17 protein-coding genes and 1 pseudogene are annotated in these 17,091 nt (G+C 42.9%); 5 read left to right on the top strand and 13 right to left on the bottom strand.

Going from position 1 to position 17,091, the window contains the following annotated elements; genetic code table 11:
- Nucleotides 1-810 carry a zinc ABC transporter permease subunit ZnuB gene (znuB, locus tag PJ15_RS17970; RefSeq protein WP_004773244.1) on the top strand — a complete coding sequence of 270 codons (810 nt, stop codon included), beginning with the start codon at nucleotides 1-3 and terminating at the stop codon, nucleotides 808-810.
- A gap of 7 nt (nucleotides 811-817) precedes the next feature.
- Here the strand turns inward: znuB and PJ15_RS17965 are convergent, their stop codons facing one another.
- Nucleotides 818-1,441 carry a LysE family transporter gene (locus tag PJ15_RS17965; RefSeq protein ID WP_047433118.1) on the bottom strand — a complete coding sequence of 208 codons (624 nt, stop codon included), beginning with the start codon at nucleotides 1,439-1,441 and terminating at the stop codon, nucleotides 818-820.
- Nucleotides 1,442-1,598: 157 nt separating this feature from the next.
- Between PJ15_RS17965 and PJ15_RS17960 the strand changes: the two genes are divergently transcribed.
- The 3 genes from PJ15_RS17960 (at nucleotide 1,599) to PJ15_RS17950 (ending at nucleotide 5,354) form a co-directional block, all read left to right on the top strand.
- Nucleotides 1,599-2,519 carry a Dyp-type peroxidase gene (locus tag PJ15_RS17960; RefSeq protein ID WP_004773248.1) on the top strand — a complete coding sequence of 307 codons (921 nt, stop codon included), beginning with the start codon at nucleotides 1,599-1,601 and terminating at the stop codon, nucleotides 2,517-2,519.
- A gap of 174 nt (nucleotides 2,520-2,693) precedes the next feature.
- Entirely contained in the window at nucleotides 2,694-4,484 is a 1,791-nt protein-coding gene (argS, locus tag PJ15_RS17955) for an arginine--tRNA ligase (RefSeq protein ID WP_047433115.1), read from the top strand.
- Between the two features lie 261 nt (nucleotides 4,485-4,745).
- Nucleotides 4,746-5,354: an SPOR domain-containing protein gene (locus PJ15_RS17950; RefSeq protein WP_047433113.1), complete on the top strand. Its 609-nt coding sequence runs from the start codon at nucleotides 4,746-4,748 to the stop codon at nucleotides 5,352-5,354.
- A 53-nt stretch (nucleotides 5,355-5,407) separates the two neighbouring features.
- Here the strand turns inward: PJ15_RS17950 and PJ15_RS17945 are convergent, their stop codons facing one another.
- The 11 genes and pseudogenes from PJ15_RS17945 to PJ15_RS17895 all read right to left on the bottom strand — a co-directional run bounded on the left by PJ15_RS17945 (nucleotide 5,408) and on the right by PJ15_RS17895 (nucleotide 14,349).
- Nucleotides 5,408-6,061 (bottom strand): glutathione S-transferase family protein, encoded by a 654-nt coding sequence (locus tag PJ15_RS17945; protein ID WP_047433111.1) that lies wholly within the window; start codon nucleotides 6,059-6,061, stop codon nucleotides 5,408-5,410.
- 98 nt (nucleotides 6,062-6,159) lie between these two features.
- Nucleotides 6,160-6,558, bottom strand: coding sequence for an OsmC family protein (locus PJ15_RS17940; protein WP_047433108.1), 399 nt, complete (start codon nucleotides 6,556-6,558; stop codon nucleotides 6,160-6,162).
- Complete coding sequence (locus PJ15_RS17935; RefSeq protein ID WP_004773256.1) at nucleotides 6,555-7,502, bottom strand: pirin family protein; 948 nt, start codon at nucleotides 7,500-7,502, stop codon at nucleotides 6,555-6,557. Before PJ15_RS17935 ends, PJ15_RS17940 begins: the two co-directional genes overlap by 4 nt.
- A 139-nt stretch (nucleotides 7,503-7,641) precedes the next feature.
- Nucleotides 7,642-7,902: a DUF2798 domain-containing protein gene (locus tag PJ15_RS17930; protein ID WP_047433106.1), complete on the bottom strand. Its 261-nt coding sequence runs from the start codon at nucleotides 7,900-7,902 to the stop codon at nucleotides 7,642-7,644.
- Nucleotides 7,903-7,933: 31 nt separating this feature from the next.
- Nucleotides 7,934-8,236, bottom strand: a complete 303-nt coding sequence (locus PJ15_RS17925) for a DUF3861 domain-containing protein (protein ID WP_047433104.1) — start codon at nucleotides 8,234-8,236, stop codon at nucleotides 7,934-7,936.
- Between the two features lie 146 nt (nucleotides 8,237-8,382).
- A complete protein-coding gene (locus PJ15_RS17920) occupies nucleotides 8,383-8,910 on the bottom strand; it encodes a PadR family transcriptional regulator (protein ID WP_005255696.1) in 528 nt (175 codons plus the stop codon).
- Nucleotides 8,911-9,104: 194 nt separating this feature from the next.
- Nucleotides 9,105-10,373, bottom strand: a pseudogene (locus tag PJ15_RS17915) (OprD family outer membrane porin).
- A gap of 64 nt (nucleotides 10,374-10,437) precedes the next feature.
- Nucleotides 10,438-11,781 carry an MFS transporter gene (locus tag PJ15_RS17910; protein WP_047433101.1) on the bottom strand — a complete coding sequence of 448 codons (1,344 nt, stop codon included), beginning with the start codon at nucleotides 11,779-11,781 and terminating at the stop codon, nucleotides 10,438-10,440.
- A 107-nt stretch (nucleotides 11,782-11,888) separates the two neighbouring features.
- Nucleotides 11,889-12,587, bottom strand: a complete 699-nt coding sequence (locus tag PJ15_RS17905; protein WP_047433098.1) for a fumarylacetoacetate hydrolase family protein — start codon at nucleotides 12,585-12,587, stop codon at nucleotides 11,889-11,891.
- A 38-nt stretch (nucleotides 12,588-12,625) separates the two neighbouring features.
- Complete coding sequence (gene maiA / locus PJ15_RS17900; protein WP_047433095.1) at nucleotides 12,626-13,261, bottom strand: maleylacetoacetate isomerase; 636 nt, start codon at nucleotides 13,259-13,261, stop codon at nucleotides 12,626-12,628.
- Nucleotides 13,258-14,349, bottom strand: a complete 1,092-nt coding sequence (locus PJ15_RS17895) for a cupin domain-containing protein (RefSeq protein ID WP_047433091.1) — start codon at nucleotides 14,347-14,349, stop codon at nucleotides 13,258-13,260. The genes maiA and PJ15_RS17895 overlap by 4 nt, the downstream gene beginning before the upstream one ends.
- Nucleotides 14,350-14,503: 154 nt before the next feature.
- Here PJ15_RS17895 and PJ15_RS17890 point away from each other — a divergent pair, with 154 nt between their 5' ends.
- Nucleotides 14,504-15,397, top strand: coding sequence for a LysR family transcriptional regulator (locus PJ15_RS17890; RefSeq protein WP_004773269.1), 894 nt, complete (start codon nucleotides 14,504-14,506; stop codon nucleotides 15,395-15,397).
- Between the two features lie 40 nt (nucleotides 15,398-15,437).
- Here the strand turns inward: PJ15_RS17890 and PJ15_RS17885 are convergent, their stop codons facing one another.
- Nucleotides 15,438-16,895 carry an aldehyde dehydrogenase family protein gene (locus PJ15_RS17885; protein ID WP_047433087.1) on the bottom strand — a complete coding sequence of 486 codons (1,458 nt, stop codon included), beginning with the start codon at nucleotides 16,893-16,895 and terminating at the stop codon, nucleotides 15,438-15,440.
- Between the last annotated feature and the right edge of the window lie 196 nt (nucleotides 16,896-17,091).

The raw sequence follows: 17,091 nt of genomic DNA, 5'->3' as shown, positions 1-17,091 counted from the left end.
ATGATGGAATGGTTACAACTCCTCTTACCTGCTTGGATCATGGGTTCACTGCTGGTTTTCCTGACCGCACCACTCGGTTGCCTAATGCTTTGGCGCAGAATGTCTTTCTTTGCCGATACCATGGCACATGGCACCCTGCTCGGCGTCGCAATTGCTGGAATTCTCAATTTACCGTTCTGGTTAGGTGTCGCCTGTCTGGCATTATTATTGGTGGCGATTCTCTGGGTATTACACGACTCGCGCTTGCCGAATGATGCATTGCTGGCTTTAAGCTCTGCCACCCTGCTCTGTTCTGGCCTACTGTTGATTCAACAGGTACCAAGCTTGCGTCCAGAGTTGCTTAGCTATTTGTTTGGTGATCTGCTCAGCATTGAATGGACTGATTTACCTATGTTTGCGGTCGTCATTGCGGCAGCATTGATCGTACTCTATCGTTCATGGTCAGCGCAGATTCAAATTGCCATTGATCCAGATATTGCCATGAGTGAAGGCGTCAGCGCCAACTGGCAACGTTTAATCTTTATGTTGCTACTGGCATTATTTACGGTACTGGCATTACGTGCGGTGGGTTCATTATTGATGGGTGCTTTGCTGGTGATTCCAGCGCTGAGCGCTCGCCTACTGGCCCATTCTCCAAAACAAATGGTGATCTGGGCCTTTGTACTGGCTCAATTCGGTGTGACGGTCGGTCTCTGGTCGAGTGCGGCGCTCAATATTTCGACGGGCTTAAGCATTGTTTTATGTATGGCACTCTGCTTTGCCACTATTTTCCTGGTACAAAAATTAAAAAGCCAAGCTCAATCTGCCTAATCAGCCATTAGCTTGACTGTTGAATCGCACTTAATAACAGTGCCGCGCCACTAAACATCACAGCAAAACCACGATTTAAATACTTTTGCTGTGAGGGTGAGCGCAACAGCCTGAGTACTTTCGATGCCAGTCCTGTATATCCCGCCATCACAATCAGATCGATGCTCACCATCGTGATCGCCATAATCAGGTATTGCAGCCACTGTGGTCGGTTCAGATCTAGGAACTGAGGCAAAACAGCGAGCAAAAAGACAATTGCTTTCGGATTACTCATATTCACCACAAAGCCTTTCAAGATTAAGGCGAAAGCCGATTGATATTGTTCCTGCTGAATCTCAATCGTTTGAATGGGTGCTGTCCACTGCTTATAGGCCAGATAGATCAGATAAGCGACACCAAACCATTTCACCGCCTGAAAAGCCCACGGTGTTGTCGCAAACAGTACCCCTACCCCTGCGGCCACGATCAAGAATTGAATCATCAATGCGATCTGTAAGCCAATCACATTCCAGTAGCCATGCCGAAAACCATAATTGAGACCACTCGACATAGATGCAATTGCGCCTGCGCCCGGCGAGATGCTAATCACCCAACACGCCAACATAAAAGCAAACCAAACCTGCAAAGACATAACCACAGCATCAAAAACGAAAAGGTGAATTATACTGTTTTATTGGCAAGTTACGATGCTTTTTTAGGCAACAAAATTGCATAAATAAGCTACTCAGCTCTCCTAACATCAGGCACAATAATTCTTTTTTTATCCCTTAAACACTAAGGAGATTTTAATGACTGCGCAATCTGTCATTCTTCCATTACCTTCTGATCATGCACGCTTTATTGTGTTACGTTTAAAAGACCTAAGCATTGCCGAATTAAAACAACAGATTGAAGCTCTACTTTCAACGCGTGATCGTTTAATCACTCAACATCCCAATGACCAGATCAAAACAGCAATCGCCTTTGGTCCTGAACTTTGGGCAAAACTTTATGCACAAACACCTGAAGGGTTTAAGCAACTTGACCCTCAAAGTGGCGCATTTAACATGCCAGTGGTGCCAGCTGATGTCTTTATTCATATTGCCAGTGCGCGTGCAGATATCTGCTTTGCCATGAGTCAGGCCTTCTTTACTGGCATTCAGGATAAAGTTGAAGTGCTGGATGAGCGTGCCTGCTTCCGTTTCTTTGACGGTCGCGACATGACAGGCTTTATTGATGGAACAGAGAATCCACAATTCCCTGATGATCGTGCTGAGGCAGCCTTACTTCCTGAAGAAGCGGGTGCTTTTGCAGATGGCAGTTTTATCTTTGCTCAGCGCTATACGCATGACCTAGTCAAATGGCGCCAGCTCAAAGTGGATGCGCAAGAACATGTATTTGGTCGTACCAAACTTGAATCGATTGAACTCGATGATGACGTAAAACCAGAAAACTCACATGTCGCGCGTACAGTCGTTGAAGATGATGAAGGCGAAGAAATGGAAATCTTGCGTCACAGCCTACCTTATGGAGATGGTAAAGGCGAACAAGGACTTTTCTTTGTGGCTTATACCAACAATTTAAGCATCATTGATGAAATGCTTAAGCGCATGTTTGGAACAGCTGGAGATGGCATCCATGACCGCTTATTGCATTTTACCACTGCAATCGACGGCGCTTATTATTTTGCGCCAAGCGATGAATTGCTGGAACAGGTTTTAGAAGATTAAAAAATCGAAAGATGCTATGTTATTCAATGGCATAGCATCCATCCCAAAACCACAAAAACAAGAACTGACAAAAGATTTACCGGAATATGTGAATTCCAGCTAAATCACTCTCCCCTTAAGCCTGCAAAGTTTGCTATATTTGACGTTTTTCCGCGACATTTATTTTCGGTAACTATGAATACGGCAATACAAGCAGCTCTTGATCATGCGGTACAAACCCTGCAACAGCAAGGTGTACTCCCTTCAGATTGGACCAACACGAGCCATTTAACCCGTACCAAAGACCGAAGTCACGGAGACTTTGCTTCAAATATTGCCATGATCGGTTCTAAAGCCGCAGGCATGAAACCACGTGATCTTGCTGAAAAAATTCTGGCAGCACTTCCAGAAGTCGCTGACATTACCAAAGCAGAAATTGCAGGTCCTGGTTTTATTAACTTCTTTTTAAATGCAGACCAACGTTATGCAGTGCTCGACCAGATTCAGGCACAAAAAAATGAATATGGTCGTAGCCAAGCCAATGCGACTAAAAAAATTCAGGTCGAATTCGTTTCTGCAAACCCAACTTCTAGCCTGCATGTCGGTCATGGCCGTGGTGCAGCGTATGGCATGACCGTTGCGAACTTACTCGAAGCAACGGGTGCAAAAGTTGATCGCGAATACTATGTCAACGATGCTGGCCGTCAGATGGATATCTTGGCGACTTCAACTTATTTACGTTATTTAGAATTGACTGGGCAAACACTGGTTTTCCCTAAAAATGCTTATCAAGGCGACTACGTTAAAGAAATCGCACAAGAAATTATTGATAAAGATGGCGATGCACACGTTCGTGCCGTTGCTGACATCTATAAAGATGTACCAGAAGATGTGCAATATGCTGAAGAACTTGATGCTGAAGGCAATAAAGTTGTGCTTTCAGGCGATAAAGAAAAGCACATTGATGGTTTGATTGCGAACTCGCAACAACACTTGGGCGCAGCTTATCGCGTGTTCCATCAGGCAGCTTTACATGCCATTCTGGATGATATTAAAGATGACCTTGCTGACTTTGGTGTAACCTTCGACAAATGGTTCAGCGAAGATTCATTAACTGACAAGATTGATGAAGCACTTGAAACGCTAGATCAACGTGGTTACCTCTACGAAAAAGATGGCAATATCTGGTTTAAATCAACTGAATTTGGTGATGAAAAAGACCGTGTTGTAAAACGTCGTAATGGTCAAACCACTTACTTTGCATCTGACATTGCTTACCATCTGAATAAGTTACAACGTGGCTATACTGACCTGATTGATATCTGGGGCTCAGACCACCACGGTTATATTTCACGTGTAAAAGCTGCCATTGATGCAATGGGTTATGACTCGAAGAAACTAACTGTACTTTTAGTTCAGTTCGTGAGCTTATGGCGTGGCGGTGAGATGGTTCAAATGTCATCTCGTTCAGGTCAGTTCGTGACTTTACGTGACTTGCGTAAGGAAGTGGGTAACGATGCTGCCCGTTTCTACTATGTGATGCGTAAATCTGAGCAACACATTGACTTTGACCTTGATCTTGCAGTTTCTCAAAGCAAAGACAATGCGGTGTATTACATCCAATATGCCCATGCACGTATTTGCCGTATGTTAGAAAAAGCAGCGACAACAGGTCTTAATTTAGACCTAAGCGCAGCACGCGAACATGCCAACCGTTTAGAACTCGATGCTGAAACCGAGATCTTGTCTAAACTTGCCGCTTATCCAGATATTCTGGTACGTGCAGCCAATGCCTATGAACCGCATCAGATTGGTAACTACCTCAAAGAGTTAGCTGCCCTGTTCCATGCTTGGTACAATGAACATAAAGTATTGGGCGATGATGTTGCACTGACACAAGCGCGTTTATTACTTTCAATCAACGTACAGCAAGTGTTACGCAATGGCTTAGAATTGCTCGGTGTATCCGCTCCTGAGACGATGTAATCAGCAAAGCATCGCTTTGCACATCGTCGCAAGACGGAGGGCTATGCCCGAAGTAGTCATGCAATATAAGTGAAATGATAGCTTCACACATGGCTAGGCTATACCTGAGGTGAACCTTAATCAGCAAAGCTTAAAGCCATGTAAACTTAAGCCATCATTGTTAAACAATATGGTAAACAAAGCATTATTTTTAAACATAATGCTTTGTTTTTAAGTAAATTCAAGTTACAAATAAACGAATAGGATCAAGAGGAATTTCCGGTGTTTGGAAAAACGCAACGTGGTGTATCTGAACGACCAAACAAGCCTAAAAAACCGCTCATTCCGAAGTGGTTAGGAATGCTTGTCGCTATTCTTGCGATCCTATGTGCGGCTGTCATGCTGATGCTTTGGCAGCCTTGGCAACCTGTCCCAACCAAAAATCAGGTTACTTCCGAGCATTACCAAGAAGAAAATACCAATAAAGACTACCGTTTCTATGATTTGCTCCCTCAGCAACAAGTCACACCGATTCCTGAACAGGCGGTGCCAGAGACCAAGCAACAAGGTAATGTTGTAATTATTGAGTCACCAAAACCTGAAACCACCACAGCAGAAGATCCAGCGGGCCTCACCCCAAGTGAACCTGTTGCACCCACACGCGCAACCTACATTTTACAAGTACGCAGCTATCCTGATCCTGATAGTGCCGATGCACGTCGTGCAGAAATCATCTTGAATGGCTTGTCTGCGGATGTGGTGAAAAGTGTTGAAAATGGGCAGACATGGTATCGCGTTTTCTCTGGCCCTTATGATAGCCAAGAGTCGGCGCTTGCAGCTCAACAAACTTTACAACATAGTGGCATTGATTCAATCGTGATCAAACACTAACTGGATATCTAATAAAAAAGGGAGCGAGTTGCTCCCTTTTTTATTATTCAGATTTAGGCACACTGCGAATGCAAGCTTTTCTGCTCTGCCTTTTGAAATGCAGAACGTTGCTGTACACGTTGTACGAAGGCCTGAATATTCGGATATTTGCCATGCAAACGGTTTTGAATCGCAATTAATGGAAATGCCATTTGAATATCTGCGAAGGAAAAATCTCCCGCAAAATAATCATGTTCTGATAAATATTGCTCAAGGTACAGAATATGTTCTTTCACCCGTGGACGAACAAAACCTGCTTTTACACCACCTGTAATTTTTTCGGCAATCGGACGAATCACCCAAGGTACATGTTTGCTGACACTATTCATCACCAAAGTCATGACCAATAAAGGCATTAAAGAGCCTTCTGCATAGTGCATCCAGTAAGCATATTGCCGCTGTTCTTTGGCTGATTGTGGTTTGAATAGCTGTTGTGAATCATATTCTTGCTGCAAATAATCCAGAATCACAGCAGACTCAACAATCACCTCTTGATCATCTACCAAAATCGGGGCTTTACCTAAAGGATGAATATTCTTGAGGCTCTCAGGTGCGCCATAACTCGGCAACCTTTGATAATACTCAACCTGATAATCAATCCCAAGTTCTTCTAATGCCCACAGGATGCGGAACGAACGTGAGCATTGTAGATAATGTAAGGTAATCATTTTTGTGCCTGCTTTTTTGCTGTGCAATTGCGATTTTAGGTCCCTCTCACAATTGCACTTAGAATTATGTTTTGCCCCAGCACAATAGCACTTTAGTCTTAAAGAATCATGGTGTGAATGTCTAAACTACGTAACAAAGTTTTAGTTACTGGTGTTTTGCTACAGACATTGAGAAGTTTTTCTTGCAAGTCTTGTGCAACAGTTTGTTTGAACACAACTCGACGTTCTATACGCTCCTGCTGCTCGCGATTGGTATGAAAATCAACCTCAACTGTAAATTCACCCAGATCGATTCCCTTATGCTGCGCATACATACGCAAGGTGATCATGGTACATGAAGCCAGACTCGCGGTCAGGAAATCATACGGCGCTGGGCCTGTATCATGTCCCCCAAACTGCTCAGGCTTATCAGTGAGGAACTGATGTGTACCACTACTCACCTCACCCTTCCAAGGTTCAGCTAAGGTCAGGACTTTGCTACTGGCAATGATGCTCATTTTGAAGCCCTCATCTGGTCTGGTAATACTGGAGCTTCTAAGCGCTTGCCTTGATAATCAGGAATTTCACCAAAACGTGCATCATGATTAATCCAGTCTTCTCGTGCCTGCTGCAAGTCTTGCATGGTACGTCCGACAAAATTCCACCACAGCAAGATTGGAGACTCAAATGGTTCACCTCCAATTAACAGCAAACGATGACCTTGAGTTAACTCAACCTCAATTTCAGTCAATCCAGTTTCAAGCACCACCATGTTATCGGCTGTAAGTTCATGCCCATTCACACGCGCTGTTCCCTCCAAAGCCATAAAGGCATATTCAAAATTTGGATTCAATGGAATACGGGTTTTGGTATCGGCTTGTGCCGTTAAATCGACACCGACTAACGGTGTATGCACTTGGACAGGTGATGTTGTTTCCAAGAAATCGCCGACCAATACCGTAAATTCAACCTGATCTTTGCTGACCACAGGTAATTCTGGATAATGCTCAAACTTAGGGTCAATATTGAGCTTATCATCTGGCAAGGCAATCCAGAGCTGCGCCGCATGCATTTTAGTTTCACTATCAGGTGCTACTTCAGTATGCGAAATACCTCGACCCGCAGTCATCAAGTTGACTTGTTTTGGACGAATCAACTGTTTTGAACCCAGACTATCGGTATGCATCATGGTGCCTTCAATCATCCACGTAAAGGTCTGTAAACCAATATGTGGATGTGGCCCAACATCAAGCCCATCGCCAGCAGGAAAGCTCACAGGCCCTGCATGATCAAGGAAACACCATGCGCCAACTAGGCGCTTATGACGGCTGGGTAACGCACGTTTGATGACAGTTCCTTTGCCAATTTCCGCTGAGCGAATGGTAAATTCCTGAATAAATTGATTGATATACGTTTCGCAGTCTTTTGAGTCAGAAATATCGTAGTCATTATTATTGCTCATGATTTTGCTCTCTTTTACCTATGCTATTGCAATGAGTTGTTTTATTGATCTTAACAACACCCACCTCATTCAATATAGTCTTTTGGTAATACGCAGAGTGCCATTCATGAGACAATCCCACCGCATGTTTATTCAAGTATTAATGAGGTGGCATTTCCACAATCAGGCTGGTCAATCGCCTCACCAAAGGCAAGAAAATCAAAACCAGCGGATAGGCAATCACCCATGAAACCATCCATGTGCTCAGCCATTGATTGATCAATGCTGTTGAAAAACCGAAGTTCATCAACAGATTTGCAAAAGATAAAGTGCCACTCATCAGGCAAGACAAGATGAGCGGGATAATCCATGCCGCATATTGAGCAGGTAATTTACGGATGAATGGTTTGGACGTTTTCAATAGATCAGACTCAATTCAAAGCTGGAAATATTCATGCTGAATTTTTCACTTGCTGTTTTAGGTTCTTCATAAATTGACCAAAGTGCGGACAGAAATCTTCAAATAGTGGATGATCTCGATGTTCTAGCATGACTTCACTAAACAGTTTTAAGCCAACTGCAAATGACTTAGTGGTTTGATCATCAAAGAACTCGCCCTTCTTTAAACGCTCAACAATCTCGAAAATGTCATCATGATTGCCTGTATAGAATTCCAGACGTTCGGTATAGGTTGAGGCTTGCCCTTTGTTATCTTTTAAGTGTTGGACTGTCACATGATATTGATGTTGTTTCATCGCTATGCTCCAGAATGCTTAAGCACTCTCTTTAATTCCGACCTGCATCAGGTCAACTTGATCTTGGTTAAATACAACGTCTAATGAATGCAGCAATTGCGCCCTTTTGATTTTCTGCTGTCGCGCTAACAGCTTTCGCTCCCGCCTTATAACCGCCCAATGGCAATCGCGGCCTGATCAATATGTTCTGCAATTTGATGAATTTGCTCAGGCTTTAGATCAGCAACATTCAGCTTTAAACGCAATGCAGTTTTAAGGTTCTCCATAGCACGATGGATATCAATCAGTTGATCATTGTTATGAATTTCACGTCTCAAGCGTAATTTTTGCAGGAGCGCCAGCAGCATCTCTTGCTGTTCTTTTAGATAAGTTTCGCCATATTCGGTGACTTGATATTGCTTACGTTCAGCATCGAGTAATGAGATGCAATTCATTTCTTCCAATGCAGTCAAGGTTGGATAAATCGTGCCTGCACTGGGTGAATAACCATCGCCGACCAGATCGCTAATTTCTTTAATAATTTCATAACCATGCTTTGGGCTTTGCTGAATAAGATGCAGCACCAACAGTTTCATTCTGCCAGATTCGAATAGACGCCCACGACGACCAGAACGGTGATGTTCTCTATGCTGGAGATCACGTTCGCTTTCGTGATGATCGGATGCGTGTTTCATCTTTATTTTTCTCGTATTGCTCAAATTATAAATATTAAGATATATCTTAATTTATCTTAAAACAAGTTAAGATATATCTTTAATTTTTAAGATTCTGATATTGAATGAGTTATTTATTTTAAAGATAGAGCTTTAGAAAGTTTAAGTCATAAAAAAGAGTGCATAAGCACTCTTTTAACAACATACATACTCGATTAAAACCGCTTTGTATAGTTCACAAAAAAACGATTTTCACTAAAGTCATTTCCATGTTTTACATCATAATCAATACGTAAGTACTGAAGTGCAAAGCCTTTTAAAGAGGGCTGTTAAAATGCATAATTTAAAATAACATTTGATTCAGTTTCATGGTTTTTTTCGCCATTGGCCGTTTTAAAATCATGTCCATACACATACTTCACTAAAGCATTCAGACCCGGAACATAATCTTTAAAATCATAACCGTACATCACATGATATGATTTTTCATCCTTTTTAAAGAATCCTGTGGTATTCCAGTTAATAAAATACAGTTCAGGCAAAAAACCATCAGGCAAAGGATAAGCTGATTCACCAATAATTTGCTGGTAACCCACGCCAAAGCTCTGGTTATTCACTTTTAGCATTTCCAGCACCCCAAGATTTTGGGCATCAATCTTGAAGTGATTGCCATCATTTTTGGCATTAAAATATTTAAGCTTGGAATTAAGCGAAAAACTTGGCTGTTTCCATATATGCTCTAGACCAACATACTGTTTGTTATATAAATCTTCCAGATTTCCAAAATAGTACTCCCCTTTTAGACTAGGTGTGAACTGATAACGCAGATCGAGATAATTCAAGCCATCAGAGTATTCAGTTCGACCATTCGAGGTAAAGGAGAAGCGGCGAAAGTCCTCTTCATTACGTGGAGAAACTTTTTCTATCCGTCCAATTTCAGCATACAACTGATCAGAAAGCTGCGACTTTAAATTTGTTCCCCAGTAAGATGTAATTAACTGACGGCTAGCATCTGAAGTGGTTACAGGTAAATCTAGCCATAATTCACCCACACTCAGCAGCGTTTTGTCATAAGCGAGTTTTAAAGTCGCTCCATATTTTAGATAGTCACTTGCCTGCGACTGGGTTTGTCTATCAAAAGGTAAAACTGTATCAGAGACATGCTTATCAGCACTTAAACGGACAGCATATTGAACCGAAGCATCTGCCCCAATCCGAATCAGCTGATCTAAAATATGTAAAGGGGTATCGCGCAAATTTGAGGTATAAAACAATGAAGCCCCTTGGGACCAGCTTCCAAAATCTTTGACCTCTGGATTCTGATAATCTCGATTGATCAGCGCATTCTTTAAAGTAAATTTCCATTCATCTTGAATAGGCTGATTTGGATCAAAAGCCCACAATGTCGGGCTTACACCAGAAATCAATGTGCATAAACCAAACGTTAGCGTATGTCTTTTTAGCGTGTACATAAGATAGGTCATCCATAGCAAAGACGCTGTATCATCCTTTGAGACAGCAATTTATTTTTAGGGTGATTATTTGACCTTAGCCTAAAGCCGCTGCAATCTTAGGCTGGTCTTTTTTAAGGCGTTTAATCAATAGCATTGAGATAGCGGCACAAAATGCAGGGATCGCAAGAAGGCTCAAAATCGTAAAACTGGATAGATCTAATGACATTAACCAGCCCCCCATGATTGATCCGACGACAGAGCCTGCCCGTCCAGCCGCATTGGCCCAACTTACCCCTGTAGCACGGCAATGGGTTGGATAAAAACCAGATGAAAAAGCATTCGCACCCACTTGTGAACCACTAATCCCTACACCCACCCCAAACATGGCAAGCATCAATAAAAAGGTATTTGCATGTTCAATCCCAAAACCTAAACAGATGAGGAACATCCCGCCTAAAACATAAGCACTGCTGAGGATTCTGGTAGCATCAGACTTATCCATGAGTAAACCCAATACGATGGCTCCTATGGTTCCACCCACCTGAAAGATAGAAGTGAGCCACGATGCATGAGACAAATTAAAACCTGCATTGGTCAGTAAAGTTGGCATCCAACTTGAGATCATATAAATAATCAGCAAGCTCATAAAAAAGGTGAACCAGATCAGAAAAGTACCCAAAGCTAGCCCTTTAACGAACAAGTCTTTTAAACTCGATTTTTCCACTTCATTTACAGGGGCTACCAAAGCTGGGATGTTGCTGGCGTGCGGCGCAATACGGTGCATGATACTTTCAATTTTCTTTATACTTTTCTTTTTCAAAACTAAAAAGCGAAGCGATTCAGGTAATAGAAAATACAAAAATGGAACCATACATAACGGCGCAACCCCCCCGATCAATAAAATGCCCTGCCAACCCATCTGCGGTAAAAGTTGAGCAGAAAAAATCCCGCCCAGTGCTGAACCAATCGTAAATCCACAAAACATCATGGTGACCAAATTAGAACGGCGAGAAGTAGGCGCATATTCTGAGGTTAAGGTAATCGCATTCGGCAGCGCTCCCCCTAGACCTAATCCAGTCACAAATCGCCAAATAATCAGCGTTTGAAGGTCGGATGAAAAGGCTGCAAAAATACTGGCACAACCAAACATGATCACCGAGCCAATCAAAATCGGTTTACGTCCTAATTTGTCAGATAAAGGGCCAAAAATAAGTGCGCCCGCCATCAGTCCAAATAAACCTGCGCCAAATAACGGCGCGAGTTCAGTGGTTTGCAATCCCCACTCTGCCTTTAATGCAGGTGCAATAAAACCTACTGCTGCGGTATCAAAACCGTCAATTGCAACAATGAGAAAGCATAAACAGGTAATAAGTTTCTGTAGGGTTGATAACGGCATTTCATCAATAAAATGTTGTACATCCATGCTTTGCCTAGACATATTTACTCCTTTTGCCAATACCATGGCACTTGCAATCCTTAGCGAAGATGTCCAGTTTTATTTATTCTTTGATCTGAACATCTGGTTATCTCCTCAAACTAGGTCGATTACTTGACGTTTACAGTGATCCCCGTCAGCCCTGTAATTTCGGCACGCATCACATCACCACGAACCACAGCACCTACGCCTTCAGGTGTCCCTGTAAAAATCAAATCACCAGCTTTAAGTTCAAATAAAGTTGACAGGTTGGCAATGGTTTCAGAAACAGACCAAATCAAATGACTAATATCACTACGCTGTTCAGTTTTACCGTTAACGGTTAAATGAATATCCGCCTGATTGAGTTCACCGACTTCCGAAATTGGATGAATTGGGCCAATCGGCGCAGAAAAATCAAAAGCCTTTCCAACTTCCCATGGCCGTCCCTGTTCACGCATATTCATTTGCAAATCACGGCGCGTCATGTCCAAGCCTACTGCGTAGCCATAAATATATTTTGCTGCATCCTCTACCGAGACATTCTTGGCATCTTGTCCAATCGCAACCACAAGCTCAATTTCATAGTGATAGTTAGACGTTTCAGTTGGATATGGAATATCTACCGCTTCCTGTTGAACAGGTACAATGGATTCCAGATCGTTTGGCTTACAGAAAAAGAAGGGAGGATCACGATGATCAAAGCCCATTTCACGGGCATGTGCTGCATAATTACGGCCCACACAGTAAACACGACGTACGGGAAATTGCAGTTCTGAGCCATGAATAAATAGGCCCGCTGGTGTCATTGGCTGGAAAATAAATGACATGGCTTGTTCCTTTTTGATAATAGATTCACACACGAGACTTAAAAAGCATCTGCCTGCTGTTCAGGTGCAGCTTTTTGAAACGCTTCAAGCGTCATACAATGCTGATAAACTTCATGAATCAGTGGATAGGCTGAAAGGTCGAGGTTGAAACGCTGGGCAGATACAACTTGTGGAACTAAATAGGCATCTGCAATGGTCGGTTGATTGCCATAGCAGAACTTTCCGCGATTCTGGTCTTGTTCCAAAATATGCTCTAAAGCAGCAAATCCATCCTGAATCCATCTGGTACACCACGCATTTACCTGACTCTCATCCAGACCAAGTTGGCGTAGATGTTCTAGTACACGCTTATTGTTTAGAGGATGAATATCGCAGCCTATCAAGGCCGCAATAGCACGTACCTTTTCTTTAGCAAGCGCATCTTTAGGCAACAAGGCCGGCTCAGGGTATTGCTCCTCAAGCCATTCAATGATCGCGGGACTTTGTAATAATCTCTCGGATCCTGTATCCAGTACTGGCACAAAACCTTGTGGATTCAGCGCCTTAAATTCCGATTGATGATGTTCATTTTTGGCCAGAGAGACATATTCCATCTCATAATTCAATCCTTTTAGATTCAGGATGATACGGGTACGATGCGATGTCCCGCTGCGGAAAAAACTATAAAGTTTCATATTCCAGCCTCCTCAACCGCAATCTTTGTAAAGCGTTCATGGCTCAACTGACGCTCACGTACTGAATAAAGTCCTAACTTACGTTGCAAAGGGGCTTCATCTGCAATAAAGACATAACATGGCTGCTCAGATGTATTGATTAAATCAATAGCAGCAAAACAAGGGGCACATGCGGTATCCGCTTTGGTCAAACTAAAATGTTGCTGATCTATATTGACCTTTAGCTCACCTTCAATGACATGAAAGACCTGTGCAGTAGAACGCAAAGGTAAAGATACCGTCTCTTTGGCACGTAACAATAAAGCGGAATAGCCCAAAATATTTTGACAATCACGGCCAGTTTCAGGATTAACATATGCGACCTGTATTACCTCTTGCCGCGTTGTGCCTGCGGCTAAAGCCTCTAGCACTTTTTTGGTATCCTTCCATGCATAACGCAACATTGGATAAACAGCGTCTTCACGAATGAAATGAGGGGTTGGGACAATCCCTGCCGCATAATTATGGGTGCTTCCCTGATTAATCCGATCAACTTCTTGACGGCGTCCTTCTTCTACAAAAGAAGCCTCCATGTAATAAACCAGAGGGAGATCCAGAATATCCATCCAGATGACTGGCTGATCCCCGTCATGCCCATGTTCATGCCACAGCCCGGAAGGCGTCAGGATCATATCACCATGCTCCATGAGGCATTTTTGTCCTTCAACCGTGGTATAAGCCCCCTCACCTTCGATAATTAATCTCACCGCATTCGGTGTATGTCTATGCGCTGGTGCCCACTCCTTAGGAAGTAATAATTGCATCCCCAAATACATGGCGGGACTGACTTTCATATTGTCCAAACCATGCCCCGGATTTGCGAGAGCCAAAACTCGGCGCTCAGCCTTTTCAATCGGGGTTAGCTCACCCGCCTGTAACAACAAAGGTTTAATCTGGTGGAAATACCAAGCAGTTGCGAGAGTATGGGGCTGTGGAGCATGAGGGGGGATAAAGTTTCTTAAATTAGGCCATAATGGCACCAGATTAGATGCCTCAAGTTGTTCACGATAACGTTCAGGTAGTTCTTCTAATGTGCCTAACTGTTCCATCTGTCATTCCTTTCTTGTTGCATTAAGTGCAATCCAAATGCCCATAATTTCATCAAAATCTGGTATTGGATCAATGTAACAATCAAGATGTGTTGAATCTATGCACAAAAAACAATAGGCTGTATTGATAAAATCAATACGGCGATTCATTGATATGTTTGATCTGGATACACGACTGCTCAAAATTTTCTTTGAAATCTATCAATACAAAAGTATTTCCAAAGCAGCTGAACAACTTGAAATTGGGCAGCCGACCTTAAGCATTGCCCTGAATAAACTGAGAGCACATTTTCATGATCCATTGTTTGTACGCATTGGAAATAAAATGCAGCCCACCGAATTGGCTCAACAACTCTACCCAATGATCGTAGAAATCTTGAACCGCTTAAAACTGGTAGAAAATTACAATATTGATTTTGACCCGCAGACCTCAGCCTATCAATTTCGCATTAGCATGACCGATATCAGTCATCTGGTGTTTTTACCTCGTCTGATTAATTATTTACGTCAGCATGCACCTTCAATTCGTCTGGAAATTCTACCCATTGATAGCCAGACCGCACTCATGATGTCGAATGGAGATATTGACCTCGCCATTGGTTTCCTACCACAGCTCGAAGCGGGTTTTTATCAGCAGACCTTTTTTCAGCAACATTACACTTGTATTGCCAGCCAACAACATCCAAGGCTTACAGGTACACACCTTTCATCCGAGGATTTTTGTCAGGAGTTACATGTTGACATTCTGGCAACTGGAGGCCATTTTGTGGTTGAGCATGAACTACAAAAACATGGCGTGAATCGAAATATTCTGGTGCGTTTACCCAGCTATCTTGGCGTGGGGCTTATCGTCAGAGATACAGATGCGATTGCGACGATCCCAAATTATCTGGCTCAGGTATTAATGTCACAAGGAGGATTCAAAAGTTTTGATCCTCCTTATCAATTTCCTCAGTTCAGTGTAAAACAGCATTGGCACTCGCGTGTACACCAGACACCAAGTAACCAATGGCTAAGACAAGTTTGTTTTAAGCTGTTCTCATCATAAATAAAGCGCATCAGGCAGATGCTAGCCGTCCCCTCACACTTTATTCAGATCCAGCGATGCCTGTTGAAATGGTGATATGTTTGTACTCGATAAAATCATCCATCGCAGCCATTCCATTCATTCGTCCTAAGCCCGAATTTTTAAAACCACCTTCTTCAAACTCGTCATAAACAACAGCCCAGTCGTTAATCCAAACGGTTCCAGCTTCAAGTTCAGCCGCCACTCGCAATGGCAAATTGACATCTCGACTCCAGACCGACGCAGCTAATCCATATTGATTGTCATTTGCCAGCTCAATCGCTTCCTCTTCAGTATCAAATACCTGTACAGTCAAAACAGGCCCAAAGGTTTCTTCCTGAATAATTTGAAGTGAATTGTCATGCACTTCTAGAAAGGTAGGTCGATAAAAAGCACCTTTTGCCAATTCACCTTCCATGACTGGCCCACCACGAACAATAACTTTAGCGCCTTCCGCAATCGCCTTTTCGACAGTGGCATTCACGCGTTCCACATTATTCTTATCGATTAATGGCCCCATATCACTATTTGGATCGGCGGCTGGGCCAACACTGACTGCACTTAAACGTTGCGCCAGTTTTTGTTTCAACTCCTCTGCAATTTCACGCTGTACCAGCAAACGTGAACCTGTCATACAAAATTGTCCTGCAAAAATCGTCACGGCTTTTTCTAGCTTCGGCAAAACCAGATCCAGATCTGCATCCTTGAATACGATCATTGGTGTTTTACCGCCTAATTCCAGTCCAAACCGCTTCAAATGTTGGGCACCTGCTGCTGAAATGGCCTTGCCTGTTGCGGTACTCCCTGTAAAACTGATCACAGGGACATCTGGCGAGTCGACCAGAAGGCGAGCTCCAAGACTTTTAGATTCACTAAATAAATGAATCACCCCTTTTGGCAGAGCGGGTAGTTCCGAAAAAATTCGGGCAATGAGTGCATTTGTTTGTCCAGTTTGACCAGGCATCTTAATGACCGCTGTCACCCCTGCGGCTAAAGCTGGCGCGAGTGAACGAACCATCAACACAACAGGAGAATTCCATGGCACAATAATGCCTGCCACCCCCATCGGTTCACGTAAAACCATTGAGTAGCTTCCTGGCTTTGGTTCCAGTGCGCGTCCATACTCTGTCAACGTCACAGCAGCATAGTAACGTAACTTGGCAGGAATCATCGTGACTTCAAAAGTTGCTTCAGGCTTAATTTTTCCATTTTCAGTTGCAAGAATCTCAATCAGCTCATCAGCATATCGCTCAAACGCATCTGCCATCTCATTCAGGACTTTTGCTCTCAAATGACGATCACGCTTCCAGCCTGACTTCTTAAATACGGTTTTAGCAGCAGCTATGGCATGTTCTACCTGTTCTGTAGTGACATCTGCATACTGCCCAATTACCTCATATGTTGCAGGATTGATGGACTGTACGTACTGTTGAGAGTCAATCCATTCACCATTAATCCAGTTCTTCGCGAGTCTATCCATTTGTACATCCTAAAATGAAAACAAGAGAGGATCAGCTTAGATATTCCATCTAATATTCTTATTCTTACCGTACTTAACTCTGCCTTCTGGCTAGCCTCAACTTAGGAACTTTATGAGTCACTGGATGAGTCATTGCATTGATTCGGTAAAATCTGACAACTGAAATCCCAATCTTCTCTGACGCCAACTGATAAGC

The organism is Acinetobacter sp. neg1 (assembly GCF_000788125.1).
Taxonomy (GTDB): Bacteria; Pseudomonadota; Gammaproteobacteria; order Pseudomonadales; family Moraxellaceae; genus Acinetobacter; species Acinetobacter vivianii.
The sequence above is the reverse complement of the archived record's forward strand: the minus strand, read 5'-3'. Positions and strand labels throughout refer to the sequence as shown.

Excerpts from the sequence above, each read along its gene's own strand:
- PJ15_RS17965 (WP_047433118.1), bottom strand. The coding sequence starts at position 1,441 with ATGTCTTTGCAGGTTTGGTTTGCTTTTATGTTGGCGTGTTGGGTGATT.
- PJ15_RS17910 (WP_047433101.1), bottom strand. The coding sequence starts at position 11,781 with ATGTCTAGGCAAAGCATGGATGTACAACATTTTATTGATGAAATGCCG.
- PJ15_RS17905 (WP_047433098.1), bottom strand. The coding sequence starts at position 12,587 with ATGTCATTTATTTTCCAGCCAATGACACCAGCGGGCCTATTTATTCAT.
- argS (WP_047433115.1), top strand. The coding sequence starts at position 2,694 with ATGAATACGGCAATACAAGCAGCTCTTGATCATGCGGTACAAACCCTG.
- znuB (WP_004773244.1), top strand. The coding sequence starts at position 1 with ATGATGGAATGGTTACAACTCCTCTTACCTGCTTGGATCATGGGTTCA.
- PJ15_RS17935 (WP_004773256.1), bottom strand. The coding sequence starts at position 7,502 with ATGAGCAATAATAATGACTACGATATTTCTGACTCAAAAGACTGCGAA.
- PJ15_RS17885 (WP_047433087.1), bottom strand. The coding sequence starts at position 16,895 with ATGGATAGACTCGCGAAGAACTGGATTAATGGTGAATGGATTGACTCT.
- PJ15_RS17895 (WP_047433091.1), bottom strand. The coding sequence starts at position 14,349 with ATGGAACAGTTAGGCACATTAGAAGAACTACCTGAACGTTATCGTGAA.
- PJ15_RS17925 (WP_047433104.1), bottom strand. The coding sequence starts at position 8,236 with ATGAAACAACATCAATATCATGTGACAGTCCAACACTTAAAAGATAAC.
- PJ15_RS17890 (WP_004773269.1), top strand. The coding sequence starts at position 14,504 with ATGTTTGATCTGGATACACGACTGCTCAAAATTTTCTTTGAAATCTAT.
- PJ15_RS17960 (WP_004773248.1), top strand. The coding sequence starts at position 1,599 with ATGACTGCGCAATCTGTCATTCTTCCATTACCTTCTGATCATGCACGC.
- maiA (WP_047433095.1), bottom strand. The coding sequence starts at position 13,261 with ATGAAACTTTATAGTTTTTTCCGCAGCGGGACATCGCATCGTACCCGT.
- PJ15_RS17945 (WP_047433111.1), bottom strand. The coding sequence starts at position 6,061 with ATGATTACCTTACATTATCTACAATGCTCACGTTCGTTCCGCATCCTG.
- PJ15_RS17940 (WP_047433108.1), bottom strand. The coding sequence starts at position 6,558 with ATGAGCATCATTGCCAGTAGCAAAGTCCTGACCTTAGCTGAACCTTGG.
- PJ15_RS17920 (WP_005255696.1), bottom strand. The coding sequence starts at position 8,910 with ATGAAACACGCATCCGATCATCACGAAAGCGAACGTGATCTCCAGCAT.